The organism is Cupriavidus sp. BIS7 (genome assembly GCF_000292345.1).
Classification (GTDB): Bacteria; Pseudomonadota; Gammaproteobacteria; order Burkholderiales; family Burkholderiaceae; genus Cupriavidus.
Map to the genome: position 1 here is coordinate 1 of NZ_ALOU01000019.1, position 13,121 is coordinate 13,121.

Here is a 13,121-nt window from a genome sequence, read left to right on the forward strand (position 1 = left end):
CGCAGACCCCAACGCGAACCGGACAGGCCGCCCGAGTTCACGCGGTACACGTTGTTGCCGGTACCCGGGTTAGCCAGGTAGGCAGCCCCCGCGTTCGTCGACGAAAACGGTGCTGCATGATTCACAAATTCCAGGCCCGCGTCGATCACACCGTAAAGGGTCACGCTTGATTGGGCGAAGGCACTGGCAGAGGTAAGGGCTGCCACGACGGCCGTGAGGTATTTCAATTTCATAGTTGTCCTCCGAGAATGTCGCCGTCTCCACCCAGCGATCGAAGTGACTATGAAGCAATCCTTATTCGGGCCAAACCTAGGGGATTCCTGAGTGTCGCGAAAGTGAAACAGATTAATTTTTGGAATTTGTCAAAATTAATTTCCGATTAATTTCCGAATTATTTCGATTGATTACAAGTGACGAATTCAAGACAATTTCGTTCATTGAGAGTTTCAAGCCGGCTGACTCAAACTGGAGGGCGGAGACGCGGGTTTGTGCGGTGGCTGCAAGCTTGTGGCCGAACTCGGTCCGCCGGGGCGCAGGTGGGCGGTTCCCGACAAACATCGGTGGCGCGTCCCGCTTTCATCGGTCGTTGACGGCGCCAACGCTTTGCTCGACCGGCTCAAGGCGTCGTGCCGCTACTTGACGTGCAGGATCACAAGTCCTTCCGAGATGGTCGGGGCACTTGCATCAATGCCGGCAGTGTTCTGGGCGATCCAGTCCCTGGCCTTCTGGCTGCTTTCCTCAACGCCCGTCTTGTCATTGCAAACGGTAACCGAGAAGCCAAATTCGCCATCATCGCTTCGGGCCAGTGTGTAGCTGACAAAGCCCTGGACAGAGCGCATCAGCGATTCGATCTCAGGAGTGCGTCTCTCCAGCAAATCGAAGAGTTCCTTGGCGCCTGCTCCCGAATATGCCCTGATTACGGTGTGCATGATGTATCACTCACTTTGATGCCCTGGAGCTGGCGCGGAGACGGTGCAGGGAACCTTGGCCGGTTGTTATTGCGGCTGAAACGGTTGCTCTACGCCCGATCATATTGGCCAGAAGATGTCAGAGGGTTACTTTGCGTGGAGGTTGATTTGCATTCGACCTCCATCAGGAACTACTTTGGCGGGCAATAGAAAAAAAGCTAGTGATCTCCGATGAATTTCCGTCTGTCCGCCAACGGTCCAGGAACTGGATGGGGCGCAATCGGCAACCGACGCAGCTTGAGCGCTTTCGGGTTGAGCAACGTAAGTGGCGGTGCCAGAATTCATCTGCAGGATCGTGAGGGGCATGGATCCGATCGGACAACACACGGCAGAGCTGCAGGGGTGTCGAGGTATATGGATCGGGAATCGCAATGCGACGCGTCGGATGGGGCGGTGATGTTCGCGGATGTCAGCGGCAGCACACGGTTGTATGAAGTGGCCGGCGATGCGGCAGCCCTGGCGGCAATCGGCGCATGCATCCGTGTGATGACGGCCTGTGCCTGCGCTTCGCAAGGTCGGATCATCAAGGCCATCGGCGATGAGATCATGGTGCTGTTTCCGTCGGCAGATGAAGCGATGCTTGCAGCTGTCGACATCCAGCATGCCGTTTCGCAACTCGCACCCGTTTCCGGTATTCCCATGTCGGTCCACATTGGGCTTCACCATGGTCCGATCCTGCTGGATGCTTCTGGAGACGTGTTTGGCGATACCGTAAACCTGGCTGCTCGCCTTACGGCTCTTGCATCGCGAGGGCAGATCATCACCAGCAAGGATACGGAGGGACACCTGTCGGCAAGTCTGCGACAGCGGATACGCAGTCTCTATCCGATCAAGGTGCGCGGGAGAGACCAGCCCGTGGAACTGTTCGAATTGATATGGCAAGAGGGCACCGACCTGACACTGGTCGCCGAGATGAGCCCGAGATCAGTCGCATGCGCGTTTCTCACGCTGCGATATCGCGACACGCTTGTGGAAATGAGCGCCGACTCGGCGCCAGTTACCGTCGGGCGCGACGGCAGCATGACCATCGTGGTGTCGGACCGGCGCGCGTCGCGCTTCCAGGCGATGGTTGAACCGCGTGCTGGGCGGTATGTGCTGATCGACAGAAGTTCGAACGGCACCCACGTCAACATCGACGGTGAAGAGGCATTCATCCTGCGCCGTGACGAAGTCGCGCTCCGGAGCCACGGCTGGCTTACGTTCGGTGAAGCCGTGGGGGACAGTGACGAGCGCGTCGAGTTCTTCCTGCAAACCGAAAGGGGTTGACCGGTTGAATCCGCGACGCATCTCTGGCTTTCGCCCTCTCGTTCCCCCAACTCGCTTCTTCGTTCTCAGGCCTCGTTTGGAGAAAGCCAGGCGGGCCGAGGGGCTTGTGGCGGATTCGCCGGGACCTGGTTCTGGAGGCTGGCGGCGAAGTCGTTGAGATCCTGCAGGGCCTCTCCGTCCGCGATCTCTCGTTGCAGCAGGACCAGTACCGGATGCGGAGGCCGTCCTACTGCCATCGCGATTTCTTCTGCGGCGCGGAAGCCGCCGCGCGCGGCCATGACGGCCACCGCGGCCAGGCCACCCTGGAATTTCCGGTTGTCTTTCAGGAAGCTGCGCATTGGCGCCGCCAGGTGTCCGACCCATATGGGGGCCATGACCACCAGGTTTTCGCAGTCTGCCAAGGCCGGGCCCGTGTACCGATAGGGCACGTGCCGCTGCAGGACGTTGTCGAACACACATCGCACGTCGCCCCATAGGCCGGAACGACTGACCGTGTCCTCGATTTCAAAGATCGGGCAGTCTAGTCGATCGGCCAGCATCTGCGCGGCCTGTCGTGTGGTGCCGGTACGCGAGTAAAAAACAACCGCAGTGTTGTGCATGGCTTTTTCCCATTTTCCATTGGCAAGGGCCGACGTCGTGATGGCTCGGTTGTCATGGAAAGACTAGGTGTCGTCGTGTCAGTCGGCTTGATATGTATCAACGGAAGGGCGGGGCGTCTCCATCAACGGGCGTCGAGCGCCTCCCGGTCCAGCAACTCGATTTGCTTGCCATTGACTCGGATGATTCCCTCCTGCTGGAAACGGGACAACGTTCGGCTGACGGTTTCCAGTGTGATGCCCAGGTGGCTGCCAATGTCCTCCCGTGTCATGCGCAGCGTGAAATCCCGTGGCGAATAGCCGCGGCGCTCGAGCCGGTCCGAGATATTGAGGAGGAAAGACGCAACCCGCTGTTCCGCGCTGAGATTCCCCAGCAGGACCATTTGACCGATCTCCCGGACGATCTCCGCGCTCATGATCTTGTGAACGTGCTGCTGCAGGGATTTGATTTCGCGGCAAAGCGCTTCCAGCAGGTGGAACGGGATCACGCAAACCGTGCTGTCCTCGAGGGCGATGGCATCGCACGTATGCGATTCGGTGGCAATGCCATCCAGGCCAAGCGTTTCGCCAGGCAGGAAGAATCCGGATACATATTCGCGCCCGCATTGATGCGCCACGACAGTCTTGAACGAGCCCGAGCGCAGTGCATAGACATTCTGGAACAGGTCCCCTGCGCTGTAGAGCAGTTGACCCTGTTTGACCAGCCGCCAGTTGCGTACCGCATTGTCCAGGCGCGCGACATCGGCGTGATTCAGATTGGATGCCATGCAGAGGTTCCGCAGCATGCAGGTGGAGCATTGGGCGGTTGCCGGCGATGGCTTCCCGGGGGCCGGGTGCAAATACAGCGTTGAAGTCTGGGGGGCGTCATCGACGATGACGTCAGTCGATGTGGCAAAGCCTGTCTCGAACATCGTTGTCTCCTGGCGAGCAACTGGCTTGGGTACCGCGGATTCGCGCGTCTGATGCGCGCTCGCGCCGCGGGTTAGAACTCCCGTCGTTGCATGACCGCGTCCGCCATCGTCAACAACAGCGTGCGCAGTTCGGCAACCTCGAGTGTCTTGTCAAAACAATACTTGCCTCCCGCCATCAGACACGCGCGGCGCATCTGCGGGGTTCCCTCGTTGGGCAGCACGATCAGCGTGCTTTCCGGCAATGCGTCGGCCAGCGTGCGGATGCGTGTCGTTGGCGCGCTCTCGGCGGCGTTCAGTCCAATCAGTACGACATCGGGCCGCAGTGCAACGAGTTGGGGCACATCGGCTTCCACTTCGCTGCCAGCGCCCGCCACATACAGACCGTAGAGGCTGTTCAGCATTTGCAGTTGCCTTGTCCGGACGGCCGGCGTCCGTTCGATCAGGTACACGGTCAGGCAATGGATTTCGGTGCATGGATTCATGCATTCAGTATCGTGACCGGTCCGCTCTTGTGAAAGCAGGCGTCACTGAGAGTCTCGTCAGTGGCGGAGGCGGCGTTGTCAGGCTTCCCTGACGCAACGGTGAAGTTCCGGAAAGCCGCGAATTCCAGCTGCAACGAAGCGCCTTTGCCTTGACGCAGAACAACCTGGCAAGGCGCCTGAGTGCCAAGCTGAAGAGCATCTCCCACAAATCACTTCTGACCGGCGCCCGAGTGGGCGGCGGCTTCAGGCGTCTACCGCCAGGCAGGAGACAGACGTGACCTATCCAATCGTTGCCCCGGGTGCCCATGCCGGCCGGTGGATTTTGCTGGCCCGGCGCCTGGGCCATGCCTTGCGCTGAGGGGCGAAAGTGCTGTCCGGCGACTCCAGTTCGTCTCATGTGGCCTCGGGTCGATCGGGGGGGCTGGCGGCCGTTGCAGGCATCCTGCTGCTGGCCTACAAGCTGCTGGTCAACGACCGCGCCAAATTCAGCGGCCTGCTGGTTGGCCTCACGTTCTCGGTGTTCCTGATGATCGAGATGACATCGCTGTTCGCCGGCGTGCTGAACCGCTCGTCGTCGACGGTGTTCAACATCGGCGCCAGCATCTGGATCATGGACCCGGCCGTCAACACGGTGGCCAACACGATCGGCATGCCGGACTACGTGCTGGACGCCGTGCGCAGCATCGACGGCGTGCGCTTTGCCGTGCCGCTCTACTCCGGCGGGGCGCTTGTGCGGCTCAGGAGCGGCACCTATCAGCCGGTGACCGTGATCGGCATCGATGACACGAGTCTGTTCGGCCGGCCCAGCGTCATTCGCGGCAGCATCGATGATCTGTTTGCCGAGAACGCCTTCCTGGTCGTCAAGGATGCCGAGCTTTCCAAGCTGGAGAACCCCGATGTCGGCACGGATTTCGAGATCAACGACCATCGTGGCGTGATCGTTGGCGTTGCAGAGGTCTCGACCAGCGGGCTGTTCGGCATACCGACGCTCTACACCACGTACCAGCGAGCGATCCAGTACCTGCCTACTACGCGCTACACCATCTCGTACATCCTTGTAGAGCCGAAAACCCCGGCGGACGTCGTGCGCATCCAGCGCGCGGTGAGCCGGCTTGGCTATTTGGCACTGACGAAGGCGCAGTTCGTCGCACGCATTTCGGACTTCTACAAGTACCAGACGGGATTGGGTACGAACATCCTGCTTATGACCGTCATCAGCTTCATCGTCGGGCTGTCGATCTCCGGGCAGACGTTCTACACGTTCATCGTCGAGAACCTGGACAAGTTCGGTGCGCTCAAGGCGATCGGCGCGAAGGGACGCGAACTGGTCATGATGATCCTGTTCCAGGCGACGTTTGTAGCGCTGACTGGCTACGGTCTCGGCATTGGCCTGTGCGCGGTCCTGATCGCGCTGGCACGGCTGAAGATCCCCGACTACGCGGCGGTCATTACCTTCTACAACCTCGGTCTGGCGTTGGCCATGGTCATCGTGATAGCCGGATTCTCCGGCTATATCGGCGTGCGCAAGGTGCTGCGCATCGACCCGTTCGACATCTTCCGGGGGTGACCGTGTCACAAGTTGCCATCTCCGCACACGGCGTCGAGAAATGGTTCGGCGAGGGCGAGGCTCGCACCCACGCATTGCGTGACGTGAGTTTCGATGCCTACTTCGGCGAGGTACTTTTCATCGTGGGCCCTTCGGGAAGCGGCAAGACCACGCTGCTCAGCGTGATCTCCGGCATCCTCCGTCCCGACGGCGGGCGCGTGATCATCGACGGCGTCGACGTGTGGAGCCTTGGTGACGATGAACTGGCTGCATTTCGCCTGGCCAAGATCGGGTTCGTGTTTCAGGACTACCACCTGTTCCCGCGCCTGACCACGCTGGAGAACATAGCCATTCCGCTGGTCCTGCGCCGATACGACTGGGCCGAGGCCCTGGCGGAGGCGCGAAAGTACCTCAGGATCGTCGGGCTGGAGAACCGGGCGCAACTGCCTCCGGTCAAGCTTAGTGGCGGCGAGCAGCAGCGCGTGGCGATTGCGCGGGCCATTGTCAGTCAGCCGGACATCCTGATTCTGGACGAACCCACGGCCTCGCTCGATGGCGAAACCGGCCGCATGATCATGGCCTTCATCCGCGAGAACATCCTTAATGAACGACGCTGCATTGTCATCGTGACGCACGATGCGCGGATCTTCGACATGGCGTCGCGCATCATCGACATGGAGGATGGCCGCCTCAAGGCCATCGAGAAAGGGACTGCGCGATGAAGAAGAATCGTTGGCTCTTTCTGATATCCGCGCTGGGCGCGCTGATCGGCGTGGTGGCCGCAGTGATCTATGCCCAGCAGAAGCCACCGCTGCCGCCGATGTTCCAGCCAGCGGCCAATCCGTATCGCAGCGGCATCTATGCGAATGGCATCGTGGAGAGTGATCAGGCCAGCGGCGCCAACGTCAACGTGTATCCGGAAGTGACCGGCACCGTGGTGCACATCGCGGTGCGGGAAGGGCAGGCGATCAAGCGTGGCGATGAAATGTTGACCATCGAGGACTCGGTGCAGCGCGCCCTGGCAGCGCAACAGGCCGCGCAAGCCGATGCCGCCGATGCCCAGCTCGCGCAATTGATGGCGCAGCCGCGCAAGGAGACGCTGGAGGTGGCGCAGGCCCAGGCCGATGCCGCCGTGGCAAGCCTGAAAACCGTGGAAGACCAGTACGACAAGCTTCACAAGTCCTGGCAGATCGACGCCAGGTCCGTGAGCCAGGACGCCATGGACAACGCTACGAATGCGGTAGCCATGGCGCGCAGCGCGCTGGTGGTGGCGCGCAGGCAGCTTGCCCTCACGCGCGCCGGGGCATGGTCATACGACATTCGCAACCAGGAGAAGCAGCGCGACGCGCTGCGCAAGGCCGCCGACGCGTCGGACGCGCTGTTGAAGAAGTACGTGATCCGGGCGCCAATGGACGGCGTGGTCTTGTCCGTCAACACGGCTGTCGGTGCTTACGTATCGCCGGCGGGGACCTATGACACGTACACCCAGGGGACTCAGCCGGTGGCCGTACTGAGCAGCCAGCAGGACTGGCTGGCCGTGCGGGTCTATGTCGACGAAATTCTGGTGCACCGTCTGCAGTTGGAGCATGGTACGCAGGCGCGGATGTTCCTGCGCGGCACGGATACCAGCATTGCGCTGGAGTTCGTTCGCGTCCAGCCTTACCTGACCCCGAAGATCCAGCTTTCGGACCAGCGCACGGAGCGCGTTGACGTGCGTGTGCTGCCCGTGATCTTCCGCTTCAGGCGGCCACAGCAGCCGGCCATCTATCCCGGCCAACTGGTCGACGTCTATCTCGGCGGTGTGTCGTGACAGCGTGTTGGCCTTCCCGGATCTCGCCTGCCGTCTTGCTGGCGTTCGCGCTTGCGGGGTGCGCGGTCGGGCCCGATTTCGTGCCGCCGTCTGCGCCATCGGTGCAGGAGTATGTACGCGGTGGCGATGCCGGGAGCACGCCATCTGGCGAAGGGCAGGCTCAGCACTTTGCGGCAGGTGCGCCTGTGCCGGGAGCATGGTGGAGGATGTTCGGCAGCGCGGAACTGGACCGCGCGGTGGATGCGGCGCTGGCGGAGAACCCCAGCCTGCAGGTTGCCGAAGCGAACCTGAGGCAGGCTGATGCCGCCGTGCGTGCCGGTGCGGGTGTGTTCTACCCACAGGTCGCGGCGCAGGCAGGGGCTTCACGCCAGACAACGACACCCGTGCGCCTGGGAAGCAGCGCGCCAACCGGTGTATTCAATGTCTTTACGCTGGGCGCGACGGTCAGCTACGCGCTGGATCTGTTCGGCGGCAATCGCCGGGCCGTTGAGGCCTTGGCTGCCCAGGCGGAAGAACAGCGTTATGCATTCGGCGCGGCCTGGCTCACACTGACTGGCACGCTGGTCAATACCGCCATCGCCCGCGCGGGTTACGCCGCCCAGATTGCGGCCACCGACGAACTGGTAAAGGCCGTGCGCGATCAGGTGGAGATCACGCATGCGCAAGTGAACGCCGGCACCGCGTTGCATGCCAGCGAACTGAGTCTGCAAAGCCAGCTCGGCTCGCTCGAAGCCAGCATTCCGCCGCTGGCACAGAGGATGGAGCAAGCGGACCACCTCAGTGCGACGCTGGTCGGGCGCTTCCCGTCGGAAGTGGCACCACTGGAACTGCCATTGGACTCGCTGGTTCTGCCGGCTGATTTGCCACGCGTGCTGCCGTCGGAACTGGTGCAACGCAGGCCCGATGTGCTCGCTGCGCAGGCCCAGGTGCACGTGGCGGCGGCGGAGGTAGGCGTGGCCACGGCCGCGATGCTGCCAAGCATTCAACTGAGTGCGAGCTACGGGCGTGAAGCGACGTTACCGGGCAACCTGTTCGCGGCCGGAGGCGGCATCTGGGGCGTAGCCGCCTCCGTGGCGGCGCCGATCTTCGAGGGCGGCACACTTTTCTACCGCCGGCGCGCAGCGCAGGAGCAGTACCAGGCGGCACAAGCCAATTACCGCGAGGTGGTTCTGGCGGCATTCGCGCAGGTCGCCGATGCGCTGCGGGCGCTGGACCATGACGCGGTGGCGGTTGATGCCCAGGACCGTGCACGGCAGGCAGCGCGTGAATTGATGACGGAAGTGCAGGCCAATTACGTGGCTGGAACGGCGGGATACCTGCAGGTCCTGGTTGCCAACGCCCAGTTCGAGCAGGCAAGCATCGGGTACATCCAGGCGCATACGCAGCGGCTGCAGGACACCGTGGCGCTGTACCTTGCCCTGGGCGGAGGCTGGGAAGGCCCATCGCAGTCTCGTTGATGTCGATCAACGGGGGTTGCCACGCGCCAAATAGGCTGGATTCAGCAGCGATGGTGCTGCCAGCCAGATTTCGACGAAACGAGGTCACCCATGAAAGGCGATATCCAACTCAAGCAGGACGTGATCGAGGAACTGAACTGGGACCCGGCCATCGACGCGACCGGGATCGGCGTCCAGGTCAACGATGGCGTAGTGACGCTGACCGGGCACCTGGCCAGTGTCGCGGAAAAGTACGCGGCTGAGACCGCTGTGAAGCGCATTCCCGGTGTCAAGGCGCTGGCCGTCGAGCTGGATGTCCGGCTGCCGGACGATTGCCAGCGAACGGACGCCGATATCGCGCGCGCCGCAGCCAATGTACTGGGCTGGAACGCGATGATTCCCAACGATCGCGTCAGCATCATGGTGGAGCACGGCGCCGTGACGCTTACAGGCACCGTTGACTGGAACTACCAGCGCATGGAGGCCGAGCACGCCGTGGCCGGGCTGTTTGGTGTGACAGGCGTGGCCAATGCCATCGTGGTTCGTCCTCAGGCGGATCGGCGGGAGTTGAGCCTGTTGATCAAGTCCGCGATCGAACGCCAGGCGGCTTGCGATGCCAGCCATTTGACGGTGGCGGTCTTGGGCGGCGCTGTCACACTGGGTGGAAGCTTGCGTACCTGGGCGGAACGCGAGGCCGCGGTGAATGCGGCATGGTCGGCACCGGGGGTAACCTCGGTCAACAACAATATCCGGGTCAATCCATAGGCCGGGCGGAACCAGCGGCGGCCGGGTGCGTGAGCACCCGGTGCGCCCGGGTAACGGCTCCGGGCGGCTCCGGGCGCACCGATGTGTGCTCAGCTTCGCTTCAGGTTCTGCAGCAGCGCATGCGCGACGGGCTCCGAGGAAGCAGGGTTTTGCCCTGTGATCAGCAGCCCATCCACCGCAACGTGCGGTTGCCAGTCAGGAAATCCTTGGATTGAATGGGTAGTTCATCAGACGCCTGCCGAGGGTGTCCAGCGTCCAGAAGGATAGATGCCCAGAATCATAGACCGATGCCAGCGCATCAGCGGGCGAGGACACTGGTCAGCGTTTCCAGTTCGTTGGTGATGTCGGCCTGGCGCTGTGTCGCCTGACGCTGTCGCAGGGCTTGGCCCAGCCGGTCCAGATGCTCGTGTGCAAGCTGCATCTGCGTCAGCCGCGAACGGTTCTCGTGTTCCAGGGACTCGTAGAGCGCGGCCTGCACAAGCAGCCGGAACGCCTGTTGCCGCAGCGCCGTACGCAGCACTGGCGCGCGCAAATAGTGCGCGGGTGGGCCCGAGGTGCCCTGCATGGCAGGTTCGGGGACGATGCCGGTAAGGTCCGGGACCGGCAGCAGGCGCCGTCGGGCGAAGCCTTGGTCCGCGGTATGCAACATCCAGATCGTGCGGCCGTCTCGTGCTTCGGCTTCGAGCGCGGGTAGCCAGCAGTCGAGAGCGGCAGCCGCGTCTTCCACCGCTGCGCAGCCTGGCATGATGACGTATCGGCCATCGGCGGGGTCGAGGTGATCGCCAAGGTGATCGCCAGGGTGATCGGCAAAGTGATCGCCCATACGGCGACTTGCCAGCAAGACGTGTGCTTGCGGATCGGCATCCAGCAGGGCCTGCATGTCCTGCAGCAGGCGGGCGTTGAATGTCCCGCAGAACCCTCGCTCGGCGCCGATCACCAGCCAGCTCGCGCGTGCCGTGTGCGGCGGAGGCGTGACATCAAGCGGGTGCATCTCGCTGCAGCGGGCCAGCCCGCCCGCGACGGCGCCGAGCGCTTGCTTCAGCGTTTGCCGTTCGCGGGTGAGGCGAAGCAGTTCGGCGGCAGCGACGTTCTTCATGGCCTGCACGATTTCGTGCAACTCCGTGAGTAGCGCCGCGCGCTTGCGAAAGGCTTCCTGGTTGCTCATGTCGACCGGCCGATCCAGTTGTGCACGGCGTTGACCCATTGCTCGCGCGGTGCGTCCAGCGCGGGTACATCCGCGTCATTGGCGCGGCGCTGCAGCGTCTCAAGGGTTGCCTGCAGCGCTGGGTCCCCAAGGCCATCAAGCCAGCCTTCATTCAAGGCCACCAGCCATGCCATCTGGTAGCGGATGGGGCGGGGCTCCAGGCGATCCTGCCGAAAGAGGGCCTGCAGCAGGCGTCCATGGCGCACACGCGCTTCCATCTCGTCATCGAGCCGCGTGCCGAAGCGCAGGAACAATTCGAGTTCGAGGAACTGCAGGTAATCAAGCCGCAGGTGCTTGCATTCGCCAGCGATAGCGCGGTCCTGCGCCTTGCCGCCAATTCGCGAGACCGATATGCCGAGATCGATCGCCGGATAGGTGCCGGCGGTGACAAGCTTGGTGCTCAGGTAGACCTGGCCATCGGTGATGGAGATCAGGTTGGTGGGGATATAGCTCGCCACCTCTCCAAGCTGGGTGGAAGCGATCGGTAACGCCGTCATGCTGCCGCCGCCACGGGCGGCGTTGAGCTGTGTCGAGCGTTCGAGCAGGCGCGAATGCAGGTAGAAGATGTCCCCGGGGTAGGCTTCGCGCCCGGGTGGGCGGCGCATCAGCAACGACAGCTCCCGGTAAGCCTGGGCGTGCTTGCCAAGGTCGTCGTAGACGATCAGCGTGTCGAGACCGGCATACATCCATGATTCCGCCAGCGCGCATCCCGCGAATGGCGCCAGATACTGCAGGCCTGGCAGGCTGCCCGCTTCGGCCACCACGATGGTGGTGTTCGCCATGGCCCCGTGCTCGTTGAGCAGGTGGATGGTCTCGGCCACCTCGGCCCGGCGTTGCCCGATCAGCACCAGCACGCATCGAACGCCCTGATCGCGCTGGTGAATCACCGCGTCCAGCGCCAGGGAACTTTTTCCGGTGCCGTCGTCGCCAATCAGCAGTTCGCGCTGGCCGCGTCCGATGGGAAGCAACGTGTCGATGATCGTATTGCCCGTGTACAACGGGCGGGTGACGGGGTCGCGGTCAATGATTGCCGGCGAACGGGCTTCGAGCGGTTGCTGCGATTCCATTGGCGGCAAGGGCAGGCCGTCCAGCGGGCGGCCGAGCGGATCGATGACGCGCCCAAGCAATGCATCCGCACAGTTCAGGGTCAGCCGCTGGCCACTGCGACGCATGCGCGTTCCTGCAGCCAGACCCTCGGCCTGATCCAGCAGGATGCAGCCAGTCAGGTGCTCATCGAGCTGAAAGACCCAGGCCCGGCTGCCGTCGGCCGAGCGCAACACTTCGCCCAGCGGGACCGAGGGTAGCCCCTGCAGCCAGGCGATGCCGTCAGCCACGCCGACCACCGTGCCGACTTCCTCGATGGCGAGACCGATTTCCGCGGTTGTCATGCCGCGCGTGCGGAAAACGCGTCCACGCCGCCACGCAGACTGGCTTCAAGGAGATGGCCGGGCAAGTGGACGCATATGCCTGCGAGCAGTTGTGGATCGATCTGCCATCGGGTACGCGCGCTAGCGCCCATCAGCGCCTCGATCTGTGCTTCAACGCGGCTGCACATTGCTGCCGGCTGCGGGAATGCAGTGCTGACCACCACACTGGGAGGCGCCTCGCCGCGAACCGACCATCCGTCACGTAGTGCCGCCCGGGCGGGCCCGCTCTGCCTGTCAAGGTCGCCGAGGAACAGCTCGACAACGGCCGCCTCCACGGCGGGCGATGCCAGGCGCGCAAGATAGTCGGCGACGAATCGCCCCGCGCGTTCGCGCAACTCGCCCTCCTGCTGCGCCGCCAGGAACTGTTGCTGCTGCGCCAGCCGCGCCTTGGCCTTTTCGCGTTCGGCGTCGAGTTCGCGCGCAAGCTCCGCCAGGCGCTTCTGCCGCAACGCGGCGATCTCGTCGGCCAGTTCCGCGTCTGCGGCCCTGTGGCGCGCTTCCAGCTCGGCCTTGCTCTCGGCAAGGCTGGCAGCTTCGGCGTCAATGCCGGCCTGCCGTTCGTCCAGCGCCTGCTGGCGGCTGGCCTGCGCCTTAGTGCGCGTGTCAATGGCAGCCCTGACCGGGCGATAGAGGAAGCGGTTGAGCAGCCACAGCAGCACCAGGAAGTTGATGATCTCGAGCACGAACGTCGTGGCGTCCAGTTCCATGGC

The 13,121-nt window shown here is 63.1% G+C and carries 14 protein-coding genes and 1 pseudogene; 6 read left to right on the top strand and 9 right to left on the bottom strand.

Annotated features, from left to right (window positions below; translation table 11 throughout):
- Positions 1-233 (bottom strand): porin (locus tag B552_RS27260; protein ID WP_035879520.1); only part of this gene is annotated, 233 nt, incomplete at its 3' end.
- Positions 234-632: 399 nt separating this feature from the next.
- Positions 633-929, bottom strand: coding sequence for a hypothetical protein (locus B552_RS0106445; RefSeq protein ID WP_019448187.1), 297 nt, complete (start codon positions 927-929; stop codon positions 633-635).
- 210 nt (positions 930-1,139) lie between these two features.
- Between B552_RS0106445 and B552_RS0106450 the strand changes: the two genes are divergently transcribed.
- Positions 1,140-2,234 carry an adenylate/guanylate cyclase domain-containing protein gene (locus B552_RS0106450; RefSeq protein WP_348599411.1) on the top strand — a complete coding sequence of 365 codons (1,095 nt, stop codon included), beginning with the start codon at positions 1,140-1,142 and terminating at the stop codon, positions 2,232-2,234.
- Positions 2,235-2,299: 65 nt separating this feature from the next.
- Here the strand turns inward: B552_RS0106450 and B552_RS0106455 are convergent, their stop codons facing one another.
- The 3 genes from B552_RS0106455 to B552_RS0106465 form a co-directional block, all read right to left on the bottom strand.
- The gene (locus B552_RS0106455) at positions 2,300-2,833 is read right to left on the bottom strand and encodes a flavodoxin family protein (RefSeq protein ID WP_019448189.1); all 534 of its coding nucleotides are present in this window, start codon (positions 2,831-2,833) and stop codon (positions 2,300-2,302) included.
- Positions 2,834-2,955: 122 nt separating this feature from the next.
- The gene (locus B552_RS0106460; protein ID WP_348599414.1) at positions 2,956-3,597 is read right to left on the bottom strand and encodes a helix-turn-helix domain-containing protein; all 642 of its coding nucleotides are present in this window, start codon (positions 3,595-3,597) and stop codon (positions 2,956-2,958) included.
- Positions 3,598-3,812: 215 nt separating this feature from the next.
- A complete protein-coding gene (locus B552_RS0106465; RefSeq protein WP_019448191.1) occupies positions 3,813-4,223 on the bottom strand; it encodes a response regulator transcription factor in 411 nt (136 codons plus the stop codon).
- Positions 4,224-4,644: 421 nt separating this feature from the next.
- On the opposite strand from B552_RS0106465, the gene B552_RS0106470 reads away from it, so the two are divergent.
- From B552_RS0106470 to B552_RS0106490, 5 genes are all read left to right on the top strand, one after another.
- The gene (locus tag B552_RS0106470; RefSeq protein ID WP_026035387.1) at positions 4,645-5,790 is read left to right on the top strand and encodes an ABC transporter permease; all 1,146 of its coding nucleotides are present in this window, start codon (positions 4,645-4,647) and stop codon (positions 5,788-5,790) included.
- Positions 5,787-6,491 carry an ABC transporter ATP-binding protein gene (locus B552_RS0106475; RefSeq protein WP_019448193.1) on the top strand — a complete coding sequence of 235 codons (705 nt, stop codon included), beginning with the start codon at positions 5,787-5,789 and terminating at the stop codon, positions 6,489-6,491. The genes B552_RS0106470 and B552_RS0106475 overlap by 4 nt, the downstream gene beginning before the upstream one ends.
- Positions 6,488-7,579, top strand: coding sequence for an HlyD family efflux transporter periplasmic adaptor subunit (locus B552_RS0106480; protein ID WP_019448194.1), 1,092 nt, complete (start codon positions 6,488-6,490; stop codon positions 7,577-7,579). Before B552_RS0106475 ends, B552_RS0106480 begins: the two co-directional genes overlap by 4 nt.
- Complete coding sequence (locus B552_RS0106485) at positions 7,576-9,036, top strand: efflux transporter outer membrane subunit (protein ID WP_026035388.1); 1,461 nt, start codon at positions 7,576-7,578, stop codon at positions 9,034-9,036. The genes B552_RS0106480 and B552_RS0106485 overlap by 4 nt, the downstream gene beginning before the upstream one ends.
- A gap of 90 nt (positions 9,037-9,126) precedes the next feature.
- Positions 9,127-9,780, top strand: a complete 654-nt coding sequence (locus tag B552_RS0106490) for a BON domain-containing protein (RefSeq protein WP_019448196.1) — start codon at positions 9,127-9,129, stop codon at positions 9,778-9,780.
- 89 nt (positions 9,781-9,869) lie between these two features.
- Here B552_RS0106490 and B552_RS28295 read toward each other — a convergent pair.
- From B552_RS28295 to B552_RS0106505, 4 genes and pseudogenes are all read right to left on the bottom strand, one after another.
- Positions 9,870-9,977, bottom strand: a pseudogene (locus tag B552_RS28295) (type 1 glutamine amidotransferase domain-containing protein); the annotation flags it as partial.
- Between the two features lie 101 nt (positions 9,978-10,078).
- Positions 10,079-10,945: a F0F1 ATP synthase subunit gamma gene (locus B552_RS0106495; protein ID WP_019448197.1), complete on the bottom strand. Its 867-nt coding sequence runs from the start codon at positions 10,943-10,945 to the stop codon at positions 10,079-10,081.
- Positions 10,942-12,372: a F0F1 ATP synthase subunit alpha gene (locus tag B552_RS0106500; RefSeq protein ID WP_019448198.1), complete on the bottom strand. Its 1,431-nt coding sequence runs from the start codon at positions 12,370-12,372 to the stop codon at positions 10,942-10,944. The genes B552_RS0106495 and B552_RS0106500 overlap by 4 nt, the downstream gene beginning before the upstream one ends.
- Positions 12,369-13,118: a hypothetical protein gene (locus tag B552_RS0106505; protein ID WP_019448199.1), complete on the bottom strand. Its 750-nt coding sequence runs from the start codon at positions 13,116-13,118 to the stop codon at positions 12,369-12,371. Before B552_RS0106505 ends, B552_RS0106500 begins: the two co-directional genes overlap by 4 nt.
- Positions 13,119-13,121: the final 3 nt, after the last annotated feature.